Raw genomic sequence first — 26,612 nt, 5'->3', positions numbered from 1 at the left:
GCGGCCGCTACAGCGACTTGAGGATGTCCTCCACCCGCTGCCGGGCGTCGCCGAAGAGCATCTGGGTGTTGTCGCGGAAGAACAGCGGGTTCTGCACGCCGGCGTAGCCGGTGTTCATCGAGCGCTTGAAGACGACGACGTCCTCCGCCTCCCAGACCCGCAGCACCGGCATGCCGGCGATGGGGCTGCCCGGGTCCTCCAGCGCCGCCGGGTTGACCGTGTCGTTGGCGCCGATGACGAGCACCACCGAGGTGTCGGTGAAGTCGTCGTTGATCTCGTCCATCTCGAGGACGACGTCGTAGGGCACCTTCGCCTCCGCGAGCAGCACGTTCATGTGCCCGGGCAGCCGGCCGGCGACCGGGTGGATGCCGAAGCGCACCTGCACGCCGAGCTCCTCCAGCCGGCGGGTCAGCTCGGCGACCGGGTACTGCGCGTGCGCCACCGCCATGCCGTAGCCCGGCGTGATGACCACGGACTTCGCGCTGCGCAGCAGGTCGGCGGTCTCCTCGGCGGAGATCTCGGTGTGCGTGCCGTAGTCGGTGTCGGCGGCGACGCTGCCCTCGTTGCCGAAGCCGCCCGCGATGACCGACACGAACGACCGGTTCATGGCCCTGCACATGATGTAGGAGAGGTAGGCGCCGGAGGAGCCGACGAGCGCGCCGGTGACGATGAGCAGGTCGTTGCCGAGCAGGAAGCCCGAGGCCGCGGCCGCCCAGCCGGAGTAGCTGTTGAGCATCGAGACGACGACGGGCATGTCGCCGCCGCCGATCGAGGCGACCAGGTGCCAGCCCAGCGCCAGCGCGATCGCGGTGATCGCGGCCAGGACCGCCAGGCTGGGTGTGATCACGAAGACCACGGTCAGGACGGCGAAGGCGGCCAGCGCGCCGAGGTTGAGCGCGTTGCGGCCGGGCAGCATGAGCGGGTTGGACTTGATCCGCGCCGACAGCTTGAGGAACGCCACGATCGAGCCGGTGAAGGTGACCGCGCCGATGAAGACGCCGATGCCGACCTCGGCGGAGTGGATGCCGAGCAGGTTGGCCGGCACCTCGGTCTGTCCCGCCTCGTCGGCCTCGACCGAGAGGTAGCCGTTCCAGCCGACCAGCACGGCGGCCAGGCCGACGAAGCTGTGCAGCATCGCGATCAGCTCGGGCATGCCGGTCATCGGCACCCGGCGGGCCCGCCACAGCCCGATGACGGCGCCCACCGCCATGCCGACGGCGATCAGCGCGACGGCGCCGGCGGTGATGCTGCGGGTGGCCAGCCCGATCGTGGCCGCCAGCGCCACGGCCATGCCGGCGATCCCGAACGTGTTGCCGGCCTTGGCGGTCTCGTGCTTGGACAGCCCGGCCAGCGCGAGCACGAACAGCAGCGCCGAGACGATGTAGGCCGCGGCGGCGGCGGAGGTGGCGGTCATCGGGTGAACATGCCGAGCATCCGGCGGGTCACGGCGAAGCCGCCGAAGACGTTGATGCTGGCCACCAGGACGGCCACGAATGCCAGCGCGGTGACCACCGGGTCGTCGTGGCCGATCTGCAGCAGCGCCCCGACGACGATGATCCCGGAGATCGCGTTGGTCACCGACATCAGCGGCGTGTGCAGGGCGTGGTGCACCGACCCGATCACGTAGAACCCGACGACGACGGCCAGGGCGAACACGGTCAGGTGGCCGATGAGCTCGTTCGGCGAGAAGCCGGCCAGCAGGAACAGCGCCGCGGCGGCGACGCCGACCAGGGCGAACCGCCGTCCCGGGGGAGCGGGCCGTCTCGCGGGCAGCGCCGGCGGGGCCGGCGGCGGCTCGGCGGGGATGAGCGCGGCCGACACCTGCACCGGCGGCGGCGGCCAGAGCACCTGCCCGTCGTGCACCACGGCCATCGCGCGCTGCACGACGTCGTCCAGGTCGAGCACCAGCCGCCCGTCCGAGTCCGGGGTCAGCAGCTTCATCAGGTTGACCAGGTTGGTGCCGTAGAGCTGCGAGGCCTGGGCGGGCAGCCGGGCGGGCAGGTCGGTGTAGCCGATGATCGAGACGCCGTTCGGGGTGACGACGACCTCGTCGGGCACCGACCCGGCCACGTTGCCGCCCTGCGCCGCGGCCATGTCGACGATGACCGACCCGGACCGCATCGAGGCGACCATCTCCTCGGTGAGCAGCCGCGGCGCCGGCCGGCCCGGGATCAGCGCGGTCGTGATGATGATGTCGACGTCCTTGGCCTGCTCGGCGTACATGAGCGCCGCGCGGCGGGTGAAGTCCTCGCTCATCTCGCGGGCGTAGCCGTCGGTGCTGACCTGAGCGTCCGCCGCCGGCACGGCCACGTACTCACCGCCGAGGGACCGCACCTGCTCGGCGACCTCCGGCCGGACGTCGGTGGCGCGGACGATCGCGCCCAGGCTGCTGGCCGCCCCGATCGCGGCCAGCCCGGCGACGCCGGCGCCGACCACCAGCACCTTGGCCGGCGGCACCTTGCCCGCGGCGGTGACCTGGCCGGTGAAGAACCGGCCGAAGGTGTGCGCGGCCTCCACCACCGCGCGGTAGCCGGCGATGTTGGCCATCGAGCTGAGCACGTCGAGCGACTGCGCGCGGGAGATGCGGGGGACGGCGTCCATCGCCAGGGCGGTGATCGGCCGGCGGGCCAGCGCCTCGACCAGCGCGGGGTCGAGCGCCGGGGCGAGCTGGCTGACCAGCGTCGCGCCCTCGGGAAGCCGGTCGAGCTCCTCGGGGGTCGGCGGGTTGACGTGCAGGACGACGTCGGCGTCCCACGCCTCGGCGTCGGGCACGACCCGCGCCCCGGCCTGGGCGTACGCCTGGTCGGCGAAGCTGCTGGCGCGTCCCGCGCCCGCGCCGACGACGACCTCGTAGCCGAGGCGGCGCAGCGCGGCCACCGTCGACGGCGTCGCCGCCACGCGGGTCTCGCGCGGGCGGGACTCGCCGGGAACTCCGATTCGCATCCGCACTGCCTTTCTCAGCCGGCGACGCACGTCGCTCAGCGGATCGTCGCACCCCTCGTTCGGGTGAGCCGCGCCGGTTCCGCGCGACCACCCGTACGGAGCGGTCGATCACCTCCACGAGGAACCGCTCGCGACGGTTCCGCTTCGAGGCACGAGCAGGAGGGAGGACCGTGGCAGCCACGCCCAGCACGGTCGACGAGTGCGTGCCACCGGAGGTCGTCTCCTCCCTCATCTACAGCGCCACCGTCTCCGAGGCCATGGCCATCCTCGTCGCCGAGACGGTCGGCAACACCCCGAGGATCACCTGGGGCAACCGGGGCGCGGTCAAGCTCCTCGGGTACGGGCTCGAGGACATGCTCTGCCTGCCGGTCGAGAAGCTGCTCCCGACCCTGCGCGGCAGCGAGCTCAAGCTGTTGCTGCGCCGCGAGCGGGTCGCCCAGATGACCCTCCCGGTGCGCACCGCGAGCGGCGCCACCGTCGAGTCCGTCGTCATCGCCACCCCCGCACCCGGCGGGCGGATGTGGACGGTGCGCGTCGTCACCACCACCAATGACCTCGAGCGGGCGCTGCGCGCGACCGCCGACGCGCACGAGCGGCGCTTCTCCACGCTGACCGAGCGGTCGCCGATCCCCATGCTGCTCTCGGAGCAGGGCATGCGGCTCGCGCACGTCAACGACGCGTTCTGCAGCCTGGTCGGCCGCCGGGCCGAGCAGCTGCTCGGCACCGCCTGGATGAGCGCCGTCCACCCCGACGACCTCGACGCGGTGGTCGAGCAGGCCGCGCTGGCCCTGGAGGGTGGCGACGGCGAGGCCACCGCGCGGCTGGTGCGGGAGGACGGCAGCGAGCGGACGACGGTGCTCCGCTTCGCCCACCTGATGACCCCCGGCGTCGGCGCCGGCTTCGTCGGCACGATCGAGGACATCACCGAGCGGCTGGCCTTCGAGGAGCGGCTGGCCCACCAGGCCAACCACGACCCGCTGACCGGGCTGCCGAACCGCACGCTGCTGGCCCAGTACGTCGCCGAGCGGTTCGCCGCCGGCCGCAGCGAGTTGGCCTGCCTCTTCCTCGACCTCGACAACTTCAAGGTCGTCAACGACTCCCTCGGGCACGCCGCCGGCGACGAGCTGCTGGTCGAGATCGCGACCCGGCTGACCGCCACGGTCCGCCCCGGCGACCTGGTCGCCCGCTTCGGTGGCGACGAGTTCGTCGTGGTGTGCGAGGGCGTCGACGAGGCCGCCGCGGTCACCCTCGCCGAGCGGATCGGGCGGGCCATCTCGGCTCCGGTCGGCCTCGGCGGGGTCGACGTCCGGCCGCACGCCAGCGTCGGCGTCACCGTGCAGACCGCGGAGCACCTGGAGGCCGACGAGCTCATCCGCGACTGCGACATCGCCATGTACCAGGCCAAGGCCGGCGGCAAGGGCCGGATCACCGTGCTCGACCAGCAGGGCCGCGCCCAGGCGCGGGACAAGCTGCGGCTCGTGGCCGATCTGCGCGACGCCATCGAGCGGCGGGAGATCACCCTGCTGTACCAGCCGATCTTCAGCGCCGGGGACGGCGAACCGGTCGCCGTGGAGTCCCTCGCCCGCTGGGAGCACCCCGACCGCGGCCCGATCAGCCCGGCCACCTTCGTGCCGCTGGCCGAGGAGAGCGGGCTGATCGCCGGCCTCGGGCTGCTGGTGCTCGACGAGACCTGCCGCCAGCTGGCCGCGTGGGACGCCGAGCTCGGCCCGGCGGCGCCGATGCGGGCCAACGTGAACGTCTCGGCGCTGCAGCTCGACGAGAACCTGCCGGCCCAGGTGCGCGCGGCGCTGCACCGCCACGCGCTCGACCCCGGCCGGGTGTCGATCGAGATCACCGAGTCGGCCCTCATGGTCGACCCGGCGCTGGCCCGCGGCGTCCTCCAGCAGCTGCGCGACCTCGGCGTCGAGGTGGCCATCGACGACTTCGGCACCGGCTACTCCTCGCTGGCCTACCTGCGGCACCTGCCGGTCGACTGCCTCAAGGTCGACCGCTCCTTCGTCGCCGAGCTGGCCGAGGGCCACGCGGAGATCGCCTCGGCGGTCATCGCGCTGGCCCACAACCTCAACCTCTGCACCGTGGCCGAGGGCGTGGAGACCGTCGAGCAGGCCGAGGCTCTGGCCCGGCTCGGCGCGACCTATCTCCAGGGCTTCAGCCTCGGCCGGCCCATGACCGGGCCGGACACCACCGCCTGGTTCGCCGCCCAGCGGGACGACGTCCCGCCGACCCCCTCCCCGGAGTCCTCCCGATGACCCCCCTCGTCGTCCTCTCCGCGCCGTCGTTCGACATCGAGCGGGTGCTGGCCAGCATCGACACGATGGCCGCGCAGAAGCCGGTCGCCGCGCAGATCGTCACGGTCGCCAACTCCGACGACACCAGCGCCAAGCGGCTGGCGGGCATCCTGGCCAGCGACGTCGCCCTGGCCGGCCGGGTGATGAAGCTGGCCAACTCCGCGTACTTCGGCATGCGCGGGCGCGTGACGTCGCTGCAGTTCGCGGTCACCGTCGTCGGCTTCACCACGGTGCGGACGATGGCCACCGTCGCGCTGACCGACCTCGACGACGAGTCGCGGCTGCCCGAGGACTTCTGGTCGGTGTCCACCAGCCTCGCCCTGGCCGCCTCCACGCTGGCGCCGCGCTTCGGCGAGCGCCCGCCGGACGCCCTCTGCATCGGCCTGCTCGCGCAGATGGGCGCCGCGCTGCTGCACCACAACGACCCCGAGGGCTACGGGGAGCTGTCCGCGGCCGAGCCGACCTTCCTCGGCCGGCGCGCCGCCGAGGTGCAGCGCTACGGCATCCACGCCCTGCGGCTGACCGCCGTCGCGCTGGAGCAGTGGGGCTTCCCGGCCGGCATGGTGTCGGCGCTCAAGACCGTCGACGACCTCGGTGACCCCGGCGGCAGCCTGCTGCGCGCCTCGTTCGAGATCGCCGCCCGGCTGTGCACCGAGGACTACGAGCCGGTGCCGGTGAGCCGGCTGACCTGCGGCGTGCTGGGCGAGGACGTGCTCCCGCCGGTGCTCGAGCAGGTCCGCGCCGACGCCGACGAGCTCCGCCGGGCGATGCTGGGGGAGTAGGGGCAACTCCATCTGGGTGGGACGGCGGCCACGCTGTCGTCCGCGTCCCGCGCGGGCCAGGATCTGCCGGCATGGACGCGGTTCCGCGGATGCGGGCGATGCTCAACGGCTACCAGGCCTCCTACGCGCTCTCGGTCGCCGCGAGCCTGGGGCTCTCCGACCTGCTCGCGGACGGGCCGCGGACGGTCGCCGAGCTGGCCGCGGCCACCGGTACCCACGAGCCGACCCTGCTGCGGCTGATGCGCGCGCTCGCCGCGCTGGGCGTCTACGAGCACGCAGACGACGGCGGATTCGCGCTCACCGAGCTCGGCGCCACGCTGCGCCGCGACGTGCCCGGCTCCCTCGCTGGGTGGGCCGAGCTCATCGGGCGGCCCTCCTACGTCGCCGCGTGGACGGCGCTGGCCGACAGCGTCCGCACCGGGGACAACGCCTTCGCCCGCGTGCACGGCACGTCGGTCTGGGAGTTCCGCGCCCGGAGGCCGGAGGAGCAGGAGATCTTCGACCGGGCGATGATCTCGCTGTCGTCCGCCGTGGCCGACGCGGTGGCCGCCGCCTACGACTTCGGCCGGTTCGGCACCGTCGTCGACGTCGGCGGGGGCCGCGGCGGGCTGCTGGCCGCGGTGCTCGCCCGGCACCCCACGGTGCGCGGCGTGCTCTTCGACCAGCCCGACGTCGTCGCCGCGGCGGGGCTCGGGGAGCGGTGCACGGCCGTCGGCGGCGACTTCTTCGCCGGGGTTCCCGAGGGCGGCGACGCCTACGTGCTCAAGGCCGTGATCCACGACTGGCCGGACGAGGAGTCGGTGGCGATCCTGGCCAACTGCCGCCGGGCCATGGCGCCGTCCGGGACCCTGCTGCTCGTCGAGCAGCTGCTCGACCTCGCGCCCGACCCGGTGCGGACGGCGTTCTCGGACCTGAACATGCTGGTCGCGCCCGGCGGCCGCGAGCGCGGGCTGGACGAGTACGGCGCCCTGCTGTCCGCCGCCGGGTTCCGGCTCGGCCGGGCCGTGCCCACGGGAACCGACGTGTTCGTGATCGAGGGCTTCCCCGCCTGAGGCGGGGAAGCCCTCGACCCTCACGCGTAGGGCGCGCCCAGGGGGTCGACCGTGGGGTAGGTGTCGACGGCGGCGGCGAGACGGGCCAGCGCCCAGTCGCCGTCCCCGAGGACGTGGTCGATGGCGGTCAGCCGGCTGGTGTAGTGGCCGATCTTGTACTCGGCGGTCACGCCGATCCCGCCGTGCAGCTGGATGGCCTCCTTGCCGATGTGCCGCGAGGCCCGGCTGGTCTGCAGCCGCACGCGCTCGGCCGCCTGGCCGACGTCGCCTCCGGCGTCGATGACCAGCGACGCCCACAGCGCGATGCTGCGGGCCAGCTCCAGCGACACGTACATGTCCGCGGCGCGGAAGGTCAGCGCCTGGAACTTGTTCAGCGTGACCCCGAACTGCTTGCGGGTCTTGAGGTACTCCGACGTCGTGGTCAGCGCGGTCGCCATCGCCCCGACCGCCTCGTGCGCGTAGGCGATGCGGGCCTCGGCCAGCGCGCGCTCGATCGCGGCCGTCTGGTCCGAGCCGCCGTCCCCGAGCGGCTCGGCCGGCGTGCCGGCGAACTCGACCTTGGCCGCGCGGCCGCCGTCGTGGGTGCGGTAGCCGGTACGTGTCAGCCCGTCGGCGTTCCCGCGGACGACGAACAGCCGGGTGCCTCCCTCGACGACGGCGCTCACGACGAGGACGTCGGCGCGGGCGCCGTTCAGCACCGGCTCCTTGACGCCGGTCAGCCGCCAGGTGCCGCCGTCCTCGGTGGCCTTGACGCCGCTGGCCGTCGGGGTCCAGCGGGTGCCCGGCTCGGCGTGCGCGAACGCCGGGACGAGCGTGCCCTCGGCGAGACCGCCGAGCAGCTCCTCCCGCTGCGCCGTGGTGCCCTCGGCCGCGATCAGGCCGCCCGTGAGGACGACCGCCTCGACGAAGGGCTCGGGTGCGATGACCTTGCCGATCTCCTCGGCCACGATCGCGACCTCGACCGGCCCGGCGCCCATGCCGCCGGACTCCTCGGGGAAGGGCAGCCCGAGCAGTCCCATCTCGGCCATCCGCGCCCAGGTCTTCTCGTCGAAGCCGGGATCGGCCGCGGTGACCCGGCGGCGCTGCTCGCTGTCGCCGTACGCGCGGGTCAGCAGCCCGCTCACCGCCTCCCGGAGGGCGATCTGCTCGTCGTCGTAGGTGAAGTCCACGGTGAGATCACAACCCCAGGATCGTGCCGGCGATGATGGTGCGCTGAACCTCGTTCGAGCCGCCGTAGATGGTGACCTTGCGGTAGTTCAGGTACTCGGGAGTGGCGGCCTGTGCCCACTCGGGGACGTCGGAGCCGTCGTCGGCGTAGGACGCCAGGGACAGCGGGCCGGCGAGGTCGACGAGCAGCTCGGTGGCCGCCTGCTGCAGCTCCGAGCCCCGCAGCTTGAGGACCGACGACGCCGGGTGCGGCCGGCCGTCGGCGGAGTGGGCGACCACCCGCAGCGCGGTGAGCTCGAGGGCGAGCAGCTCGTTCTCGAGTTCGGCGATCCGGGCGGTCGTGAACGGGTCCTCCGACAGCGGGGTGCCACCCACCACGATGCTGCGCGCGTGCTGCTTGGCGTCGCTGAGCAGCCGCTTGGTGTGGCCGACGCGGGCGATGCCGACCCGCTCGTTGCCGAGGAGGAACTTGGCGATCGTCCAGCCCTGGTTCTCCTCGCCGATCAGGTTCTCGGCGGGCACCCGGACGTCCTCGAAGAAGACCTCGTTGACCTCGTGCGTGCCGTCGAGCAGCTCGATCGGCCGCAGGGTGACGCCGGGGCTGTCCATCGGGAAGACCAGCATCGAGATGCCGCGCTGCTTCTTCTCCGCGGTCGGGTCGGTGCGGACCAGGCAGAAGATCCAGTCGGCGTGCTGGCCGAGCGTCGTCCACGTCTTCTGCCCGTTGACGACGTACTCGTCGCCCTCGCGGACGGCGGTGGTCCGCAGCGACGCCAGGTCGGAGCCGGCGTCGGGCTCGGAGAAGCCCTGGCACCACCAGATGTCCATGTTCGCCGTGGCCGGGAGGAAGCGCTCCTTCTGCTCCTGCGTGCCGAAGGCGGCCAGCACCGGGCCGATCATGCTGGCGTTGAAGGCCAGCGGCTCGGGCACCGCGGCCAGCTGCATCTCCTCCCGCCAGATGTGGCGCTGCAGCGGCGTCCAGTCCCTGCCGCCCCACTCGACCGGCCAGTGCGGCACGGCGAGACCCGCGGCGTTGAGGCTGCGCTGGCTCTCGACGTACTGGTCCTTGGTCAGGTGGCGGTGCGCCGCGACCGTGTCGCGGATCGACTGCGGCACCTGCGTGGTGAAGAAGGTGCGCATCTCCTCCCGGAAGGCCTCGTCCTCCGGGGACAGCTGCAACCGCATCGGACCTCTACTCCCTGACGGCAGCTCCGCCGTCGTCGACCGTGGATTCCCCCGACGATCCCACACGTCCTACCGCCCGGTAACCCGGGCGTCGGCCACTGCCGGGGCGGGGTCCGGGGCGCGGCGCAGCAGCGCCCCGGTGAGCGCCGCCGTGACCAGTGCGACCGCGCAGGCGACGGCGGCGATGGCGGTGTACCCGCCGCTCGCCGGCACCCCGCCGCCCTCCGGCGTGGCGGCCTCGAGCAGGGTGGCGGTCAGCGCGCTGCCGGTGGCGAAGCCGACGTAGCGCAGCACCTGGTTGAGGCTCATCGCGCTGCCGGTCTCGCTCGGCGGCACCGCCCGCGTGATCAGGCCGGGGAACGCGGAGAAGGCGCCGCCCACCCCGAACCCGGAGACGCCCATCAGCACGAACAGCTCCCACAGGTGGCTGCGGGCGGTGGCGAACAGCACCGCGGCGACGGCGATCACCAGCGCGCTCGCCGGCAGCACCAGGTGCCCCCGCCCGCGGACCACCAGCGCGCGGGCGACCCGGCCGGCGAGCAGGCTCCCCGCCGAGAACGGCAGCAGGATCAGCCCCGACAGCACCACCGACGCACCGAACCCGTACCCGGACGACGTCGGCGTCTGGGCCAGGAAGGTGACCGCGGCCAGCAGCAGGTAGTTGGCCAGCCCGACCAGCAGCGCCGCGGCGTGCGCGACGGCCGCACTGCGGCCGCGCGCCAGCCGCAGGTCGACCAGCGGGGCCGGCGTGCGCAGCTCCCACAGCACCCACGCGGTCAGCGTCAGCACGGCGACCGCGGCGAGCACGAGCAGCCACGGCGTGCCCCAGCCCTGCGCCTCGCCCTCGCTCAGGTACAGCAGGCCGCAGGCCAGCCCGGTGCCGAGCAGCAGCGCGCCGACGGCGTCCAGCCGGGCGGCGGGGCGACGGGGGGACGGCGGCAGGACGACGGCCGCCGCGACCAGCGCGACCGCGGGCACCGCCGCGCCGAACCAGAACGCCGTCCGCACCCCGCCCAGCTCGGCGATCGCCCCGGTGACCGGATAGCCCAGGCCCAGCCCCGCGGCCGTGGTGATCGACAGCAGGGCCGCCGTCGACCGCGCCCGCGCGCCGGGCAGCTCGTCGCGAGCCGTGGCGATGGCGAGCGGGGTGAGGCCCAGCCCGAAGCCCTGCAGCCCGCGGCCGGCGATCAGCCAGCCGAGGCCGAGCGGCAGCGCGGCCAGCACCCCGCCGGCCACGACGACGGCGAGCACCGCCAGCACGACCGCCCGCCGGTGCAGGCCGTCGCCGAGCCGGCCGACGACCGGCGTCGCGACCGCGCCGACGACGAGGGTGACGGTGAGCGTCCACTGCGCGTCGGCCAGGGAGGCCCCGGTGTCGCGGGCGATGGCCGGCACCAGCGGGGCACCGAGGCTGCTGATCACGGCGACGCAGGTGCTGAGGAAGATCAGCACGGGGACCAGGGCGCGCGGCGGGGCCATCGGGAGCGGGGCCGTCCTCGGGGATGGGGTAGGGAGCTGCCGTGATCCTTCGTACTCTCCGCGCGCACGGGCTCCTGCGCCCGCCGGGGCTGCAGACCGACGAGGAGCGCAGCGCCTCGCGGCTCGAGCTCTTCTTCGACCTCGCCTTCGTGCTCGTCGTCGCGGAACTGGCCGGCCGGCTGCGGGAGGACGTGAGCTGGCACGGCACGCTGGTGTTCGCCGGGCTGTTCACCACCGTGTGGTGGGCGTGGACCAGCGCCACCCTCTACGCCAACCGGTTCGACCACGACGACGTCCTGTTCCGGCTGTACAAGCTGGGCGAGATGGCCGCGGTCATCGGGCTGGCCGCGAGCGCCGCCGAGGCGACCGGCGACCGGCTGGGGATCTTCGTCGGCTGCCAGGTGGCGCTGCGGCTGCTGCTGCTCCTGCAGTACGGGCGCGCGCACCGGCACGTCGAGCAGGCGCGGCCGGTCGTGCGGCTCTACCTCGCCGGTACCGCTGCCGGCGCGCTGCTGTGGGCGGTCTCGCCGCTGCTGCCGCGGCCGGCGTGCTTCGCCCTGTGGGCGGCCGCCGTCCTGGTCGAGGCGGTGGTGCCGCTGCTGGTCACGCGGGCGAAGACCGACGTCCCCCTGCACCTCGAGCACCTGCCGGAGCGCTTCGCGCTGCTGGTCATCCTCGTACTCGGCGAGTCGATCGCCGCGATCGCCGGCGGGCTGATCGACGCGGAGTGGACGGCGCCGGCGGTGGCGGTCGCCGTCGTGTCGTTCGTCCTGGCCGCGGGGCTGTGGTGGAGCTACTTCGACCTGGCCGGCGCCGGCGCCAAGCGGCTGCTCAACCGCACCCGCGGGCACCGCAGCGAGCTCGCCCACGACGTCTACGTCTTCGGGCAGCTGCCGCTCTGCCTGGCGCTGGCCGCGATCGGCGCCGGGATCGAGCTGGGCGTGGTCGAGGGCGGCCGCGGCGAGGTGCCGCCGCCGACCCGGCTGCTGCTGTCGGGCGGCGTGGCCCTCTACTTCGTCGCGATGAGCGCCACCAACAGCGGCATGGCCGGCCGGTGGCGCAGCGGCTGGTGGTGGCCGGCCGGGGCCGCGGCGATCGCCGCCCTCGACGCCGCGCTGCAGCTGCCCGCCGTCGTGGTGATCGGCGGGCTCGCCCTGCTGGTGCTCGTCGTGGTCGCCATCGGCACGGTGCAGCGCGCGACCGGGCGGCTGGCCGCCGACCCCGTCTAGCGTTCCGAGTCAGGCAACCTCTGCCTCGGACACGAGGCGGGACGCGGCTGCCCAGGCCACCACGTGTCGACTCGTGGTGGCATCGCGCACCCGTGAAGCCGCCGCGATCCGACAAGGGGCGGCATCAGATCGGCTCACCGTTGCGAGACCGACTGCGGCACTAGGGTTCGCGCCCATGACCAGCGCGGCGGACGGGCTCGTCGTCGTCACCGGTGCGGCCGGTGCGCTCGGGCGGGCGGTGCTCGGGGAGTTCCGGTCGGCGGGGCGGACGGTCGTGGCCCTCGACCGGGCGGGGGAGCGGCTGGACGAGGTGGGCCGCGAGGACGGCGTCCACGCGGTCGCCGCCGACCTGGCCGACCGGGCCTCGGTCGCGGACGCCTGGTCGGAGATCGACCGGATCGGCGTCCCCGCCGCGCTGGTGGCGCTGGCGGGCGGCTTCCGGCCGAGCTCGCTGGCCGAGCTCACCGAGGAGCTGTGGGACGAGATGTGGCGGTCCAACGTCGCCTCGCTGCTGTGGTGCGCCCAGCAGGCCGCGCCGCGGATGACCGGGGGCGGGTCGATCGTGGCCGTCGGCTCGAAGACCGCCGTCGGCGGCAAGGCCCCGCTGGCGCACGCCACGAGCAAGGCCGCGGTCGTGCGGATGACCGAGCTGCTCGCCGAGGAGCTGCGCCCGCAGGGGGTGCGGGTCAACGCCGTCCTGCCGTCGGTGATCGACACCCCGGCCAACCGGTCGTGGATGTCGTCGGAGCTCGCCGCCCGCGCGGTCGCGCCGGCGGCGATCGCCCGGGTGATCGCGTTCCTCGCCGGGCCGGACTCGGCGCCGACGAGCGGGGCGCTGGTCCCGGTCTACGGGGACGCCTGAGCCCGTCCCTATGCTGCGCCGCCATGCGGATCGAGGGCATCTCGGCACTGGTCACCGGCGGCGCCTCCGGGCTGGGGCTCGCCACGGCACGGCGTCTGGTGGACAAGGGCGCGGCGAGCGTCGTCCTGCTGGACCTGAATCCGCCGGACGACGACGTGCTGGCCGAGCTGGGCACCGCCGCGGCGTTCGTGGCCGGTGACATCACCGACGAGGCCGCCGTGTCGGCGGCGCTCGACGCCGCCGAGGAGGCCGGGCCGGTGCGCGCGGTGGTGCACTGCGCCGGCCGCGGCGGGGACCGGGTGCGGATCATCGACCGGCAGCGGCAGCCGGGCCCGCTGGAGACCTTCGAGCAGGTGCTGCGGGTCAACCTGGTGGGCACCTACAACGTGTTGCGGCTGGCCGCGGCCCGGATGAGCGGCAACGAGATCGAGGACGGCGACCGCGGCGCGATCGTGCTCACCGCGTCGGTGGCGGCGTTCGACGGGCAGATCGGGCAGACGTCGTACGCGGCGTCGAAGGCCGGCGTCCACGGGATCACCCTCGTCGCCGCCCGCGACCTGGCCAGCTGGGCGATCCGGGTGAACACGATCGCCCCCGGCGTCTTCGACACCCCGATGCTGGCCCGGCTGCGCGAGGACATCCGGCAGGGCCTGGCGGACTCCGTGCCGCACCCCAAGCGGCTCGGCGACCCGGAGGACTACGCGCACATGGCGGTGAGCCTGCTGGAGAACGGCTACGTCAACGGCCACACCGTGCGGCTGGACGGGGCCATCCGGATGGCGCCGCGCTGATCGGTACGGTCGCCGACATGACGCGGGCCTCAGGACCGCTCGCCGGCATCCGGGTGGTGGAGCTGGCCGGGATCGGGCCCGGCCCGTACGCCTGCATGCTGCTGGCGGAGCTCGGCGCCGACGTGCTGCGCGTCGACCGGCCCGGCGGGGCGCGGCTGTTCCCGCCGGAGAAGGAGGCGCTGCACCGCAGCCGGCCGTCCGCGGCGGTGGACCTCAAGAGCGCCGAGGGCCGGGACGTCGTCCTCCGGCTGGCCGAGTCCGCCGACGTCCTCGTGGAGGGGCTGCGGCCCGGGGTGACCGAGCGGCTCGGGATCGGTCCCGACGACTGCCTGGCCCGCAACCCGCGGCTGGTGTACGCCCGGATGACCGGGTGGGGGCAGGACGGTCCGATGGCCGACCGCGCCGGGCACGACATCAACTACCTGGGGCTGACCGGGGCGCTGCACGCGATCGGGACGGCGGACAAGCCGATCCCGCCGCTGAACATCGGCGCGGACTTCGGCGGCGGCTCGATGTTCCTGGTCGTCGGCGTCCTCGCCGCGCTGCTCGAGCGGGCGACCAGCGGCCGTGGCCAGGTGGTCGACGCGGCGATGGTGGACGGCGCCAGCTCGCTGATCACGATGGTCCACGGGATGCTCGGCGCGGGCCTGTGGCGGGACCGCCGGGAGAGCAACCTGCTCGACGGCGGCGCGCCGTTCTACGACACCTACCGCTGCGCCGACGGCGGGCACGTGGCCGTCGGCGCGCTGGAGCCGCAGTTCTACGCGCAGTTCGTCGCGGGGCTCGGCGTGGACCTGCCGGGCGGCCAGCACGACGTGGCGCAGTGGCCGGAGCACCGGCGGCTGATCGCCGAGGCGTTCGCCTCCCGTTCCCGGGACGAGTGGACGGCGGTGTTCGACGGGACCGACGCCTGCGTGACGCCGGTGCTCAGCCTCACCGAGGCGCCTGCGCACCCGCATCTGGCCGCGCGCGGCACGTACGTCGAGACCGCCGCCGGCGCGCAGCCCGCGCCGGCACCGCGGTTCTCGCGGACGCCGGCCGCGGTGCGCGGCGCGCCGCGGGCGCCGGGGCAGGACACGGTGGCCGCGCTGACGGCGTGGGGCTTCGCCGAGGAGGAGGTGACGGCCCTGCTGGACAGCGGCGCGGTCGTGCAGAGCGACAGGGAGGAGATCCGGTGAGCGACGAGGTGCTGGTCGAGCAGCGGGACGGCGTGCAGATCATCACGATCAACCGGCCGGAGGCGAAGAACGCCCTGAACAAGGCGGTCGCCGAGGCGGTGGCCGCGGCCGTCGACGAGCTGGACGCCTCCGACGAGCTGCGGGTGGGCGTGCTGACCGGGGCCGGCGGGATCTTCTCCGCCGGCATGGACCTCAAGGGCTTCCTCCGCGGGGAGACGCCGGCGATCGAGGGCCGGGGGCTGTGCGGCATCACCCAGACGCCGCCGCGCAAGCCGCTGATCGGCGCGGCCGAGGGCTGGGCGCTGGCCGGCGGGTTCGAGCTGCTGCTCGCCTGCGACCTCGTGGTGGCCGCGGAGACCGCGCGCTTCGGCGTCCCCGAGGTGAAGCGGTCGCTGGTCGCCGCCGGGGGAGCGGCGCTGCTGCTGCCCAAGCGGGTGCCCTACGCCCTGGCGCTGGAGATGCTGCTGACCGGCGACCCGCTGACCGCGCCGCGGGCGGCGGAGATCGGGCTGGTCAACCGGCTGACCCCGGAGGGCGGCGCCCTGGACGGCGCGCTGGCGCTGGCCGCGACGATCGCGCAGAACGGGCCGCTGGCGGTCGCCGCCACCAAGCAGGTCGCGCGCAGCACGGTCGACTGGTCGTTCGACGAGGGCTGGGGCCGGCAGGCGGCGATCATCGACCCGGTGTTCGCCAGCGAGGACGCGCGCGAGGGCTCGACGGCCTTCGCCGAGAAGCGCGCGCCGGTGTGGAAGGGGCGTTGACCGAGCACAGCGTGCTCGACGTCCTCGACCTCGAGGAGATCGACCGGGACCTCTACCGCAGCCGGCTGCTGTTCGCCGACCCGTTCCCGCTCTACGGCGGGCAGGTGGCCGCGCAGGCGCTGCTCGCCGCCGGGCGGACGGTGCCCGACGGCCGGCTCCCGCACTCGCTGCACGGGTACTTCCTGCGCAGCGGGGACGCCGCCCGGCCCGCGATCTTCCGGGTCGACCGGGACCGGGACGGGCGGTCGTTCTCCGCCCGCCGGGTGGTGGCGATCCAGGGCGGCGAGGTCATCTTCAACATGTCGGCGTCCTTCGCCGCGCCGGGAACGGGCCCCGACGTGCCGGTCGACCCGGCACCCGACGCGGAGCACCCCGACGGACTGCCGCCGCACACCCTGCCGCGGCTGTTCTCGATGGAGGGCCGGCTGCCGAGCCAGCCGTACGCGGAGGCGCACTGGCCGACGCGGTTCTGGGCGCGCAGCACCGTCGGCCTGCCGGACGACCCCCTGGTGCACGCCTGCGTGCTCACCTACCTGTCCGACATCGGCACGGGGCTCTCCGCGCTACCGGACGACGAGGCCGCCCCCGGCCCCAGCCTGGACCACGCGATCTGGTTCCACCGGCCGGCGCGGACCGACGACTGGGTGCTCATGGACCTGGTGCCGCGCTCGGTCGCGGCCGGCCGGGGCTGGTACACCGGGACGCTGCACACCGTCGACGGGGTGCTCGCCGCGAGCTTCGTCCAGGAGTCGCTGTTCCGACCCGGCCCCAATCCGTTCCGCCGGAACGAGCGCCCGGCGTCCTAGAGTGCCAAGCAGTCACATCGTCGTGGAGAGGCAGAGAACATGCGGGACGCAGTCATCGTCGAGGCCGTCCGGACGCCGGTCGGCAAGCGGAACGGCGGGCTGTCGGGAGTGCACCCCGCGGAGCTGTCCGCGCACGTGCTGAACGCGCTCGTCCAGCGGGCCGGGGTCGAGCCCGGCGTCGTGGACGACGTGGTCTGGGGCTGCGTGTCCCAGGTCGGCGAGCAGACCTTCGACATCGCCCGGACGGCGGCGCTCGCCGCGGGCTGGCCGGAGTCGGTCACCGGGGTGACCGTGGACCGGCAGTGCGGCTCGTCGCAGCAGTCGGTGCACTTCGCCGCGGCCGGACTGGTCGCGGGCCACTACGACGTCGTCGTGGCCGGTGGCGTGGAGTCGATGAGCCGGGTGCCCATGGGCTCCTCGATCGGTGAGGGCGGGCGGCCGTTCCCGCAGGCCTTCCTCGACCGCTACGACGGCGTTCTCCCGAACCAGGGCGTCGGCGCGGAGATGATCGCCGAGCGGTGGGGCTTCTCCCGCCAGCAGCTCGACGAGTACTCGGTCGCCTCGCACGAGAAGGCCGCCGCCGCTCGCGACGAGGGCCGCTTCGACGCGCAGATCGCGCCGGTGACCACCGACGCCGGCGTCGTGCAGCAGGACGAGGGCATCCGGGAGTCGACGGTCGAGAAGCTCGGCACGCTCAAGACGGTGTTCAAGCCCGAGGGCGGCGTCATCACCGCGGGCAACTCGTCGCAGATCTCCGACGGCTCGGCCGCGCTGCTGATGACGACGTCGGAGAAGGCGCGCGAGCTGGGGCTGACCCCGATCGCCCGGGTGCACACCGCCGTCCTGGCCGGCGCCGACCCGGTGATCATGCTGACCGCGCCGATCCCGGCCACGCAGAAGGCCCTGCAGAAGTCGGGGCTCTCGATCGACGAGATCGGCGCGTTCGAGGTCAACGAGGCCTTCGCCCCGGTGCCGCTGGCCTGGCTGGCCGACCTCGGCGCCGACGCGAAGGCGCTCAACCCGAACGGCGGCGCGATCGCGCTCGGTCACCCGCTGGGCGGATCCGGTGCCCGGCTGATGACCACGCTCGTGCACCACATGCGCGACAACGGCATCCGCTACGGCCTGCAGACCATGTGCGAGGGCGGCGGCCAGGCCAACGCCACCATCCTCGAGCTGCTGTGACCTGCTGACGGAGACCGGCCGGCGTGCTTCGTGCACGCCGGCCGGTTCTGCTCTCCGGCGCCGCCGGCTCCCACTCGCACGGACAGGAGGCCGAGATGTCCCGGACGGCGGTGCCCGGGACGACGGTGGCCGAGGTGATGGCCGAGCTGGCCGGGCTCGAGGACCCCAAGATCCGCGACGTGAACGCCCGGCACGGGGACGACCACGGCGTGAACCTCGGCCAGCTGCGCGAGCTGGCCAAGCGGCTGAAGACCCAGCAGGAACTCGCGCGCGAGCTGTGGGTGACCGGCGGCAGCGCGGCGAGACTGCTCGCACTCCTGATCTGCCGCCCGAAGGCGTTCGAGCGCGACGAGCTGGACACCATGCTCCGTGAGGCACGCACCCCGAAGGTGCAGGACTGGCTCGTGAACTACGTGGTCAAGAAGAGCCCGCACTCCGAAGAGCTGCGCGTGGCCTGGTTCGCCGACCCGGATCCCGTGGTCGCGAGCGCCGGCTGGGCGCTGACCACCGAGCGAGTGGCGAAGAAGCCGGAAGGCCTCGACCTCCCGGAACTCCTCGACCTCATCGAGGCGGACATGAAGGACGCCCCGGAGCGCCTCCAGTGGGCGATGAACCACTGCCTGGCGCAGATCGGGATCGAGCACGCCGAGCTCCGCGCCCGGGCGATCGGCATCGGTGAGCGCCTGGAGGTGCTCAAGGACCATCCGACACCGCCGAACTGCACGTCTCCGTTCGCCCCCATCTGGATCACCGAGATGGTGAGCCGGCAGCGGGCCACGTAGGGCGCTCGCGCGACGACGGGAACGGTCGTCATACGGCGCAGGGGCGAACCGGAACAAGCCGTCCAGGGGCGAAGCGTTTCCCACGAGCCTGCCGGGCTAAGGGGACGTCCCGATCCGAGGGGTCTCCGGCTCGAACAGTGTGGCCGGGTCCCCTTCCGTACCCGCCCGGCGTGCGGCCTCGGGAGGCGACACGATGGAACCGAGTGAGCGGATCACCTGGGAGGACTGCCCGAACTGTCGACGGCCGGCGGCTGTCGGCTGGTTCGACGGCCGGCCCGTCGAGTTCGACTGTCCGGGTGGCTGCTGCCTGAGCGTGGTGCAGCTCGACGTCTTCGCCGCCGGGCGATCCAGTCCACCTGCCGACTGGTCGACGCATCCGTAGCGCTTCGACCGGTCGCCGGCCATCCGCGGGTGGATGTCCGTTCCCCGAGGGCGGGTCAGACGGGCAGGCCTGTCGCGTCGGCCCGTCGGCGCTCCCGGCGGAAGCGGATCGGACGACGGCAGCCCTCGCCGGTGCGGGCCAGGAGGACGACGCCGGCCGCGGCCACCACCGCCGCCGGCAGCCACACCGCCGCGTGCCCCGGCTCCAGACGCTCACCGAGCAGCAGCCGCGCCGCGGGCACGGCCGCGACCGGGTCGAGCAGGATCAGCGCCGGCAGCGACCACGCCAGCGCGCCGCGCGCATAGGCCTGCTGCCCGCCGATCTGGGCGACCACCGCGGTGATCAGCGCGCCCCACAGTGCGCTCCCGGCGAGCGCGGGGACCAGCCCCTCCGCCGACAGCGTCCGCAGTCCCACGGAGATGAGGACGGCGGCAATCCCCGCGGCGGTGCCGGCGGCCGCCCCGCACAGCAGCGCGCCGTGCGGCCCGTGCTTGAACAGGCTCGCCAGCCCCACGACCAGCAACACCGCGACGACGACCGCCACGGCCACGGCGACGGTGGAGGGCAGCCGCTCCGCGTCGTCCTTCGACGGGCGGGCGGCGACCAGGAAGACGGCGAGGCCCCCGGTGGTCAGCACCGCGCCGAGCACCTCCAGCCGCACCGGCCAGCAGCGGCGGCGCACGGACCGGATGCCGAGCGCCACCACCAGGCCCCCGGCGAGCACCGGCTGCACGACCGCGACCGGCGCGAAGGCCAGCGCCACCACCTGGGACGCCGTCCCGAGCACGGTGGCGCTCTGCCCGGCGAGGAACGCCGGGCGGGTCACCAGCCGCCGCATGCGCAGCGTGCCGTCGACCGTGCTCTCCTCCGCCGCCTCGTGCTGCAGGACCGCGCCGACCGCGAACAGCACCGCGGCCAACGCGGCGATCGCCGTCCCCAGGCCGTACCCGGTGCCCGGTGCCGCAGCTGCCTCAGCCAGCATGCGACGGCTATTCCCCGCCCGGCCGCGGACGTCACACGCACGTGGCGATGAGTGACGGGTGCAGCCGGGGGAGGGGTCGCTGGCGTACGGTTCAGCCCGACGATGCGGCGGGGAGGTGCCCGCCGGACGAGGCGCAGGAGAGGTCGTGACTGATCCCGGTGCCCGCGCGCCGGTCGATGCCGGGCTGCTCGGTGCGGCGCTGGACGCCGTCCCTGACGGTGTCGCGGTCTTCGACGGGGACTGGACCTTCGCCTTCGTCAACCAGGCCGCCGCCGCCCTGCTCGAGCGCCAGCGTGCCGAACTGCTCGGCCGCAACATCTGGATCGCCCTGCCCGAGCTCGGCGGCACGATCTTCCACAGCTTCCTGCTGCACGCCCGCAGCGTCGGCGAGCGGGTCACCTGGCACGGGTACTACGCGCCGGGCGCGCGCTGGCTGAACGCCACCGCCATCCGGGACGGCGACCGGCTGCACGTCACCTTCCGCGAGGCCAGCGACCACGGCCGGGAGGACGCCGACCCGCTCCTCGGCACGGACGACGAGCCGACGGCGGACGCCGACCGCGAGCGGCTGCGGTTCCTCGCCGAGGTCAGCGAGGCGATGATCAGCACGTCGCTGAACACGCAGAAGGCGCTCGAGACGCTGCTCGAGCTCGTCGTCCCCCGGCTCTGCGACTGGGCGGTCGTGGCGCTGATCGGCGAGGACCGGCAGCCCACCGAGACCGCCCGCGCGCACCGCGACCCCGAGCGGGTCGTGGACATGAACACCTGGCTCGACAAGCCGGCGCAGGGCGGCAACGACGACAACCCCATGACCGTCGCCTTCTTCACCGGCGAGCCGATCCACGTCCACCCGATCCCGCCGGAGCTGATCGAGCCGCAGATCACCAGCGAGAAGGAGCGCGCGGCCTGGGAGCGGCTGGACGCCGGCTCCTTCTTGATCGTGCCGCTGCGGGCGCGGGGCGAGACCTTCGGCGGGATCGCGATGGTGAACGACCGGAGCCGCGGTCCGCACAGCGAGATGGAGATCGCGACCACCGTGGAGGTGGCCCGTCGCGCCGGGCTCGCGCTCGACAACGCCCGGCTCTACGGCCGCCAGCTCAAGGTCGCCGAGACGCTGCAGCGCAGCCTGCTCACCCCGCCGCCGCAGCCCGACGACCTGCAGATCGCCGTCCGCTACCAGCCGGCGGCGATCAACATGCACGTCGGCGGCGACTGGTACGACGCCTTCCAGCAGGCCGACGGCGCGACCCTGCTCGTCATCGGCGACGTCGTCGGCCACAACGTCGACGCCGCCGCGGCCATGGGCCAGATCCGCAGCATCCTGCGCGGTATCGCCTACGACCGGCAGGAGGACCCCGCGCAGATCCTCACCCGCGTCGACGAGGTGGTGACCGGTCTGCACGTCGGCACGCTCGCCACCGCGCTGATCGCCCGGATCGAGCAGTCCCCGGAGCAGCACCGCGACGGGCTGCGCGTGCTGCGGTGGTCGTCGGCCGGCCACCTGCCGCCGATCGTGCGGCACGCCGACGGCAGCGTGGAACTCCTGGCCACCCCGCCGGAGGCGCTGCTCGGCGCCGAGTCGGCGCAGATCCGCTCCGACCACGTGACCCGGCTGCTGCCCGGCGACACGGTCGTCTTCTACACCGACGGCCTGGTCGAGCAGGGGCGCACCACCATCGACGCCGGCCTCGACCGGCTGCTCGGGCTGGTCGAGCAGGTCGGCCAACTCGACGTCGACGAGCTCAGCGATCAGCTGCTCGACCGCATCGTCGCCCGCCGGAGTGAGGACGACGTCGCCATCGTCGCCGTCCGGGCCCATCCGCAGGACTGACCGCCGGTGCGGGTGCTCGTGGTCAACGCGGGCTCCAGCTCGCTCAAGGTCGACGTCGTCGAGGACGGCCGGCGGACGGCGTCGTGGGACGGGCTCCCCGACCAGCCTCCGGACGTCGACGCCGTGGGGCACCGTGTCGTGCACGGCGGGCCCGACCTCACCGAGCCCGTGCTCGTCGACGAGGACGTCGAGCGGCGGCTGCACGACCTGGTGGAGTTGGCGCCGCTGCACCAGCCGAAGTCGCTGCGCGGGCTGGCCGCGGCCCGGGCGCTGCTGCCCGGCGTCCCGCACGTCGCCTGCTTCGACACCGCGTTCCACGCCACGCTGCCACCCGCGGCCGCGACGTACCCGCTGCCACGGGCCTGGCGGGAGCGGTGGGGCGTGCGCCGCTACGGCTTCCACGGCCTCTCGCACGCATGGGCGGCCCGCCGCGCGGCCGAGCTGGCGCCGGGCAGCCGCCGCGTCGTCACCTGCCACCTCGGCGCCGGCGCATCCCTGGCCGCCGTCCTCGACGGGCGCAGCGTCGACACCACGATGGGCTTCACCCCGCTCGACGGCCTCGTGATGGCCACTCGCAGCGGCTCGGTCGACCCCGGGCTGCTGCTCTGGCTCGAGGAGCACGAGCGGCTGCGGCCGGCCGAGGTCGCCGAGGCGCTCGAGCACCGGTCCGGGCTGCTGGCGCTGGCCGGCACCGCCGACATGCGGGAGGTCCTGGCCCGCGAGGACGCCGACGCCCGGCTGGCGCTCGAGGTCTACCTGCACCGGCTGGCGGCCGGGATCGCCGCGATGACGGTGGCCCTCGGCGGGCTGGACGCGCTGGTCTTCACCGGCGGGGTGGGGGAGCGGGCGGCCGCCGTGCGCGGCGGTGCCGCGGGCCGGCTCGGCCACCTCGGCGTCGCCGTCGACGCCCGGCTCGACGCCGCGGCGACCGGTGAGGACGACGCCGAGATCTCGGCGCCGGGCGCCGGCGTCCGCTCTTTCGTCGTCCGCTCGCGGGAGGATCTGCAGATCGCCGCCGGCGTCGAGCGGGTGCTCGCGGCGGCGGCGCGGTCCGGGGGTTAGATTCCGGACCGAGGGGTTCCGGGGAGGTCGGCGATGGACGAGCGGCGCCCCGACCTGCGCATCTCCGACCGGGACCGCGCGGCGGCCGCCGAGCGGCTGCGGCTGGCCCTCGGCGAGGGCCGGCTCGACCTCCTCGAGTACGACGACCGGCTGGCGCGGGCATTCGCGGCGGTGACCTACGCCGACCTGGCGCCGCTGTTCACCGACCTGCCCGAGGCCGGCGAGATGACCGGCCCGACGGTTCCCCCGCTCCCGGCGTCCGTCCGACCCGCGAGGCCCTCGCCCGCGATCGCCCGGCTCCCCACCGCGCTCAAGGTGCTGTGGACGATCTGGCTGGCGGTCGTCTCGATCAACCTGACCGTGTGGGTGCTGGTCGGCCTCGACGGCGACCCGGCGTACTTCTGGCCGATGTGGCTGGCCGTCCCCGGCGCGGCGCTGTTCGGCATCTCGGCGGCCACCCTCGGCCTGCGCGGGCCCGAGCCGCCGGCGCTGCCGCCCGCCCCGCCGTCCCCACCCCGACCCGACGGAGATGCATGACCGCCCCCGACACCCTCGACGAGACCGGCGCCCGCTCGCGGCGGGGGCCCGTCCTGCTCGGCCTGGTGCTCACCATGGGCCTGGCGGCGATGGACACCACGATCGTGGCCACCGCCGTGCCGCAGATCGTCGACAGCATCGGCGGGTTCTCGATCTTCGGCTGGCTGTTCTCGGTCTACCTGCTGACCCAGACGGTGACCATCCCCGTCTACGGCAAGCTCGCCGACGTCTACGGCCGCAAGCCCGTGCTGCTGTTCGGCATCGTCGTATTCCTGTTCGGCTCGCTGTTGTGCTCGCTCGCCTGGAGCATGGTCGCGCTGATCGTCTTCCGGGCGGTGCAGGGGATCGGCGCCGGCGCCATCCAGGCCACCGTGCAGACGGTCGCCGGGGACCTGTACACGCTGCGCGAGCGCGGCCGGGTGCAGGGCTGGCTGTCCAGCGCGTGGGCGGTCTCGGCGGTCGTCGGCCCGGCGGTGGGCGGCCTGTTCGCCGACTACGTCAGCTGGCGCTGGATCTTCCTGATCAACCTGCCGCTCGGGGCGGTGGCGCTGGCGCTGATCGTGCGGTTCCTGCACGAGGGGCGGGGGCCGGCCCGCCGGCACCGGGTCGACTACCTCGGCAGCGCGCTGGTGCTGCTCACCTGCGGAGGGCTGATCTTCGCGCTGCTGCAGGGCGGCGTGGCCTGGCCGTGGTGGTCGGCGCCGAGCATCGCCTGCTTCGCCGCGGTCGTCGTCCTGGCGGTCGCCACCGTCGTCGTCGAGGGCCGCGCGGCCGAGCCCGTCGTGCCCGGCTGGGTGTGGCGCCGGCGCGAGCTCGTCGGCTCCAACCTCGGCTACGTCTGCCTCGGCCTGCTGGTCATCGGGCCGGCGACGTTCCTCCCGACCTACGCGCAGACCGTGCTCGGCTACGGCGCGGTGACCGCCGGCTTCGCGCTGGCCACGATGAGCATCAGCTGGCCGATCGCGGCGGCGACCTGCAGCCGGCTCTACCTGCGGATCGGCTTCCGCGACACCGCGCTGATCGGGGCTGCCGTGGCCTTCCTCGGCGTCGGCGGCTTCGTCCTCGCCCCGCCGCAGGCGCCGGCCTGGGCCGTCGTCAGCTCGACGCTGGTGCTGGGCGCCGGGCTCGGGATGATCTCCACGCCGCTGGTGGTGGGCATCCAGTCGACCGTCGACACCGGACGGCGCGGCGTGGCCACCGGCTCGCTGATGTTCTGCCGGTTCCTGGGGCAGAGCCTCGGCGCGGCGGTGTTCGGGGCGGTCGTCAACAGCACGCTGCAGAACCGGCTCGACGCGGCGCCCGCAGCGGTGTCCGGGTCGCTGCCGTCCACCGTGGACGGCGTGGAACCGGCGATCCTCGCAGGGGACCTGCCCGGCGCGGGCCTGGACTACCTGCGCTCGGCCATGGCCGCCGCCACCGAGCACCTCTACCTCGGTCTGACCGCGGTGGCGGTGCTGGCGTTCGCCGTCCTGCTCATCGCGCCGCGACGGTTCCCCGTGCTGGAGCAGCCGCCGGCTCAGTCACCGGACGACGTGGCGGCGGCGGTGTAGAGGTCGGCCATCGCCTGGCGGAGCTTGTACTTGAGCACCTTGCCGCCGACGGTCTCGGGCAGCGCGTCGGCGAAGACGACGGCCTTCGGCGTCTCGAAGCCGGCCAGCCGGCCGCGGGCCCACTCGACGAGCTCCTCCTCGGTGACCGTCGCGGCGGGCGCCCGCACGACGACGGCGGTCACCGCCTCGCCCCAGCGGTCGTGCGCCAGGCCGATCACCGCCGCCTTGGCCACCTGCGGGTGCTCGTGCAGCAGCGCCTCGACCCGCAGGCTGGAGACGTTCTCGCCGCCGCTCTTGATGATGTCCTTGTAGCGATCGACCATGATCCGCAGGCCGTCGTCGTCGACCACGCAGCTGTCGCCGGAGTGGAACCAGCCGTAGCGGAACGCCTCCTCGGTCGCCGGCAGGTCGCGGTAGTAGCCGGAGCAGACGGCGGGGGAGCGGTAGACCGCCTCGCCGGGGACGCCGGGCTTGCCCAGCAGGTCCGAGCCGTCGACGTCCATGATCGTGGAGGCCAGCAGCGGGTTCGGGATGCCGACGAAGTTGACGCTCGACCCGGCCTGCTCGTACTTGTCCCGCTCGCGGTCCGGCCAGAAGCGGTGGCAGCTGATCGCCTCGGTCTGCCCGAAGATGCCGACCAGCAGGAAGTCCTGCCCGCACCGCTCCTTGAGGCCGGCCAGCACGCCGGGCTCGACCGCGCCCCAGCCGTAGACCAGCACCGTCAGGGCGACGTCGCCGTCGTCCGCGTCGAGCGCCGCCGCGAAGGCCTTCACCAGCTGGGGCGAGCCGCCCCACAGCGCCGTCACCCGCTCGCGGCGCACCGCGGCGGCCATCTCGGCGGGCACCGGCCGGCGGCCGATCACGAACCGGCCGCCGGCGAGGAAGGCCGGCAGCGAGAGAGCCTGGTCGGCGACGTGGTAGATCACCGGCAGGAACGAGCAGAGCACCAGGTCGGCCTCGACCGGCACGCCCCGGGTCAGCGACAGCGCGAAGGCGTAGGCGCCCAGGTGCGCGTAGCTGTGCGAGAGCATCACGCCCTTCGGCAGCGCCGTCGTCCCCGAGGTGAACAGCAGCTCCCAGATGTCGTCGCCGTGGACGACGGTGTCCGGCTCCTCCGGCGAGGCGCCGGCGAGGAAGTCGGGGAACGCGACGCTGCCTGCGACCGGCCCGCCGCCGATCCCGATGGTCACGTCCGGGGCGACCCCGGCGGCGTCGAGGGCCGGCCGCACGGCCGGCCACAGCTCGGCGTCGACGATCGCGAACCGCGGCTCGGCGAGGGCGATGAGCTGCGTGACGACGTCGGGGGCGAGCGACGGGTTGAGCGGCACGTTGACCATGCCGGCCTTGGCGACGCCGAGCTTGGTCAGGTAGGCCTCGACCGAGTTCTCGCACAGCAGCAGCACGCGGTCACCGCGCCGCAGCCCGCGGGCGAGCAGGCCCTGGGCGACGCGATTCACGACGTCGTCGGCCTGGCGGTAGGTCAGCCGCTCGAACTCCGGCGTGGCGAACGCCCCGGGCCAGCCGGTGATCGCCACCCGGTCGGGCCGGCTCCAGATCATCCGCTCCAGGACGTCGCCGACGCAGACGCGGTCCCAGCGGTTGTCCGCCCGGCGCTCGTAGAGCTTCTCGACGTCGATGGCCATGACGGCTCCCGGTGCTGGGCGCGAAGGACGGTTGGTGAATCGTCGTGCACTACCGGGGTCCGCCGTCAAGGACTCTTGTGACCGGGGCCACGGATCGGGCAGTCTGACGACGTT

Annotated in this window: 22 protein-coding genes; 15 read left to right on the top strand and 7 right to left on the bottom strand. The window is 74.1% G+C overall.

The features are described from left to right. Window positions 1–7: 7 nt before the first annotated feature. A complete protein-coding gene (pntB, locus tag AB3388_RS16765) occupies window positions 8–1,414 on the bottom strand; it encodes a Re/Si-specific NAD(P)(+) transhydrogenase subunit beta (RefSeq protein WP_495406439.1) in 1,407 nt (468 codons plus the stop codon). Further along, window positions 1,411–2,943, bottom strand: coding sequence for a Re/Si-specific NAD(P)(+) transhydrogenase subunit alpha (locus AB3388_RS16760; protein ID WP_495406438.1), 1,533 nt, complete (start codon window positions 2,941–2,943; stop codon window positions 1,411–1,413). Before AB3388_RS16760 ends, pntB begins: the two co-directional genes overlap by 4 nt. Before the next feature lie 170 nt (window positions 2,944–3,113). Between AB3388_RS16760 and AB3388_RS16755 the strand changes: the two genes are divergently transcribed. The 3 genes from AB3388_RS16755 (at window position 3,114) to AB3388_RS16745 (ending at window position 7,086) form a co-directional block, all read left to right on the top strand. Beyond that, complete coding sequence (locus AB3388_RS16755; RefSeq protein ID WP_495406437.1) at window positions 3,114–5,213, top strand: putative bifunctional diguanylate cyclase/phosphodiesterase; 2,100 nt, start codon at window positions 3,114–3,116, stop codon at window positions 5,211–5,213. Continuing rightward, window positions 5,210–6,034 (top strand): HDOD domain-containing protein, encoded by an 825-nt coding sequence (locus AB3388_RS16750; protein WP_495406436.1) that lies wholly within the window; start codon window positions 5,210–5,212, stop codon window positions 6,032–6,034. Before AB3388_RS16755 ends, AB3388_RS16750 begins: the two co-directional genes overlap by 4 nt. Before the next feature lie 71 nt (window positions 6,035–6,105). Beyond that, window positions 6,106–7,086 (top strand): methyltransferase, encoded by a 981-nt coding sequence (locus tag AB3388_RS16745; protein WP_495406435.1) that lies wholly within the window; start codon window positions 6,106–6,108, stop codon window positions 7,084–7,086. A gap of 20 nt (window positions 7,087–7,106) precedes the next feature. On the opposite strand, the gene AB3388_RS16740 is transcribed toward AB3388_RS16745, so the two are convergent. The 3 genes from AB3388_RS16740 to AB3388_RS16730 form a co-directional block, all read right to left on the bottom strand. Continuing rightward, on the bottom strand, window positions 7,107–8,255 hold the full coding sequence (locus AB3388_RS16740; RefSeq protein WP_495406434.1) for an acyl-CoA dehydrogenase family protein: 1,149 nt from the start codon (window positions 8,253–8,255) through the stop codon (window positions 7,107–7,109). Between the two features lie 7 nt (window positions 8,256–8,262). Beyond that, window positions 8,263–9,438: an acyl-CoA dehydrogenase family protein gene (locus AB3388_RS16735; protein ID WP_495406433.1), complete on the bottom strand. Its 1,176-nt coding sequence runs from the start codon at window positions 9,436–9,438 to the stop codon at window positions 8,263–8,265. Between the two features lie 69 nt (window positions 9,439–9,507). Next, window positions 9,508–10,917, bottom strand: coding sequence for an MFS transporter (locus AB3388_RS16730; protein WP_495406432.1), 1,410 nt, complete (start codon window positions 10,915–10,917; stop codon window positions 9,508–9,510). Window positions 10,918–10,958: 41 nt separating this feature from the next. Between AB3388_RS16730 and AB3388_RS16725 the strand changes: the two genes are divergently transcribed. From AB3388_RS16725 to AB3388_RS16690, 8 genes are all read left to right on the top strand, one after another. Beyond that, complete coding sequence (locus AB3388_RS16725; protein WP_495406431.1) at window positions 10,959–12,146, top strand: low temperature requirement protein A; 1,188 nt, start codon at window positions 10,959–10,961, stop codon at window positions 12,144–12,146. A 175-nt stretch (window positions 12,147–12,321) separates the two neighbouring features. Next, window positions 12,322–13,008, top strand: coding sequence for an SDR family NAD(P)-dependent oxidoreductase (locus AB3388_RS16720; protein ID WP_495406430.1), 687 nt, complete (start codon window positions 12,322–12,324; stop codon window positions 13,006–13,008). 23 nt (window positions 13,009–13,031) lie between these two features. Next, window positions 13,032–13,799: an SDR family NAD(P)-dependent oxidoreductase gene (locus AB3388_RS16715; RefSeq protein WP_495406429.1), complete on the top strand. Its 768-nt coding sequence runs from the start codon at window positions 13,032–13,034 to the stop codon at window positions 13,797–13,799. 17 nt (window positions 13,800–13,816) lie between these two features. Further along, on the top strand, window positions 13,817–14,977 hold the full coding sequence (locus tag AB3388_RS16710) for a CaiB/BaiF CoA transferase family protein (protein ID WP_495406428.1): 1,161 nt from the start codon (window positions 13,817–13,819) through the stop codon (window positions 14,975–14,977). Continuing rightward, window positions 14,974–15,738 (top strand): crotonase/enoyl-CoA hydratase family protein, encoded by a 765-nt coding sequence (locus tag AB3388_RS16705; protein ID WP_495406427.1) that lies wholly within the window; start codon window positions 14,974–14,976, stop codon window positions 15,736–15,738. Before AB3388_RS16710 ends, AB3388_RS16705 begins: the two co-directional genes overlap by 4 nt. Further along, on the top strand, window positions 15,735–16,544 hold the full coding sequence (locus tag AB3388_RS16700) for an acyl-CoA thioesterase (protein WP_495406426.1): 810 nt from the start codon (window positions 15,735–15,737) through the stop codon (window positions 16,542–16,544). Before AB3388_RS16705 ends, AB3388_RS16700 begins: the two co-directional genes overlap by 4 nt. A 39-nt stretch (window positions 16,545–16,583) precedes the next feature. Further along, window positions 16,584–17,729, top strand: coding sequence for a thiolase family protein (locus tag AB3388_RS16695; protein ID WP_495406425.1), 1,146 nt, complete (start codon window positions 16,584–16,586; stop codon window positions 17,727–17,729). Window positions 17,730–17,824: 95 nt separating this feature from the next. Then, window positions 17,825–18,511: a DNA alkylation repair protein gene (locus tag AB3388_RS16690; protein ID WP_495406424.1), complete on the top strand. Its 687-nt coding sequence runs from the start codon at window positions 17,825–17,827 to the stop codon at window positions 18,509–18,511. Between the two features lie 437 nt (window positions 18,512–18,948). Here AB3388_RS16690 and AB3388_RS16685 read toward each other — a convergent pair whose 3' ends face one another. Then, window positions 18,949–19,875 (bottom strand): DMT family transporter, encoded by a 927-nt coding sequence (locus tag AB3388_RS16685; protein ID WP_495406423.1) that lies wholly within the window; start codon window positions 19,873–19,875, stop codon window positions 18,949–18,951. Window positions 19,876–20,020: 145 nt separating this feature from the next. On the opposite strand from AB3388_RS16685, the gene AB3388_RS16680 reads away from it, so the two are divergent. Genes AB3388_RS16680 through AB3388_RS16665 form a run of 4 tightly spaced genes read left to right on the top strand, consistent with a single transcriptional unit; the run spans window position 20,021 to window position 24,855 of the window. Then, window positions 20,021–21,706, top strand: a complete 1,686-nt coding sequence (locus AB3388_RS16680) for a PP2C family protein-serine/threonine phosphatase (RefSeq protein WP_495406422.1) — start codon at window positions 20,021–20,023, stop codon at window positions 21,704–21,706. Between the two features lie 6 nt (window positions 21,707–21,712). Further along, window positions 21,713–22,768, top strand: coding sequence for an acetate/propionate family kinase (locus tag AB3388_RS16675; RefSeq protein WP_495406421.1), 1,056 nt, complete (start codon window positions 21,713–21,715; stop codon window positions 22,766–22,768). A 33-nt stretch (window positions 22,769–22,801) separates the two neighbouring features. Next, window positions 22,802–23,305 carry a DUF1707 SHOCT-like domain-containing protein gene (locus AB3388_RS16670; protein WP_495406420.1) on the top strand — a complete coding sequence of 168 codons (504 nt, stop codon included), beginning with the start codon at window positions 22,802–22,804 and terminating at the stop codon, window positions 23,303–23,305. Further along, a complete protein-coding gene (locus AB3388_RS16665) occupies window positions 23,302–24,855 on the top strand; it encodes an MDR family MFS transporter (RefSeq protein ID WP_495406419.1) in 1,554 nt (517 codons plus the stop codon). The genes AB3388_RS16670 and AB3388_RS16665 overlap by 4 nt, the downstream gene beginning before the upstream one ends. On the opposite strand, the gene AB3388_RS16660 is transcribed toward AB3388_RS16665, so the two are convergent. Beyond that, window positions 24,822–26,498: an AMP-binding protein gene (locus tag AB3388_RS16660; protein WP_495406418.1), complete on the bottom strand. Its 1,677-nt coding sequence runs from the start codon at window positions 26,496–26,498 to the stop codon at window positions 24,822–24,824. The two genes, AB3388_RS16665 and AB3388_RS16660, sit on opposite strands and share 34 nt — an antisense overlap. Between the last annotated feature and the right edge of the window lie 114 nt (window positions 26,499–26,612).

This window comes from Geodermatophilus sp. SMS 5-13 (assembly GCF_059428245.1).
Note: the sequence above shows the minus strand (reverse complement) of the source record. Positions and strands in the feature narration are given on the sequence as shown.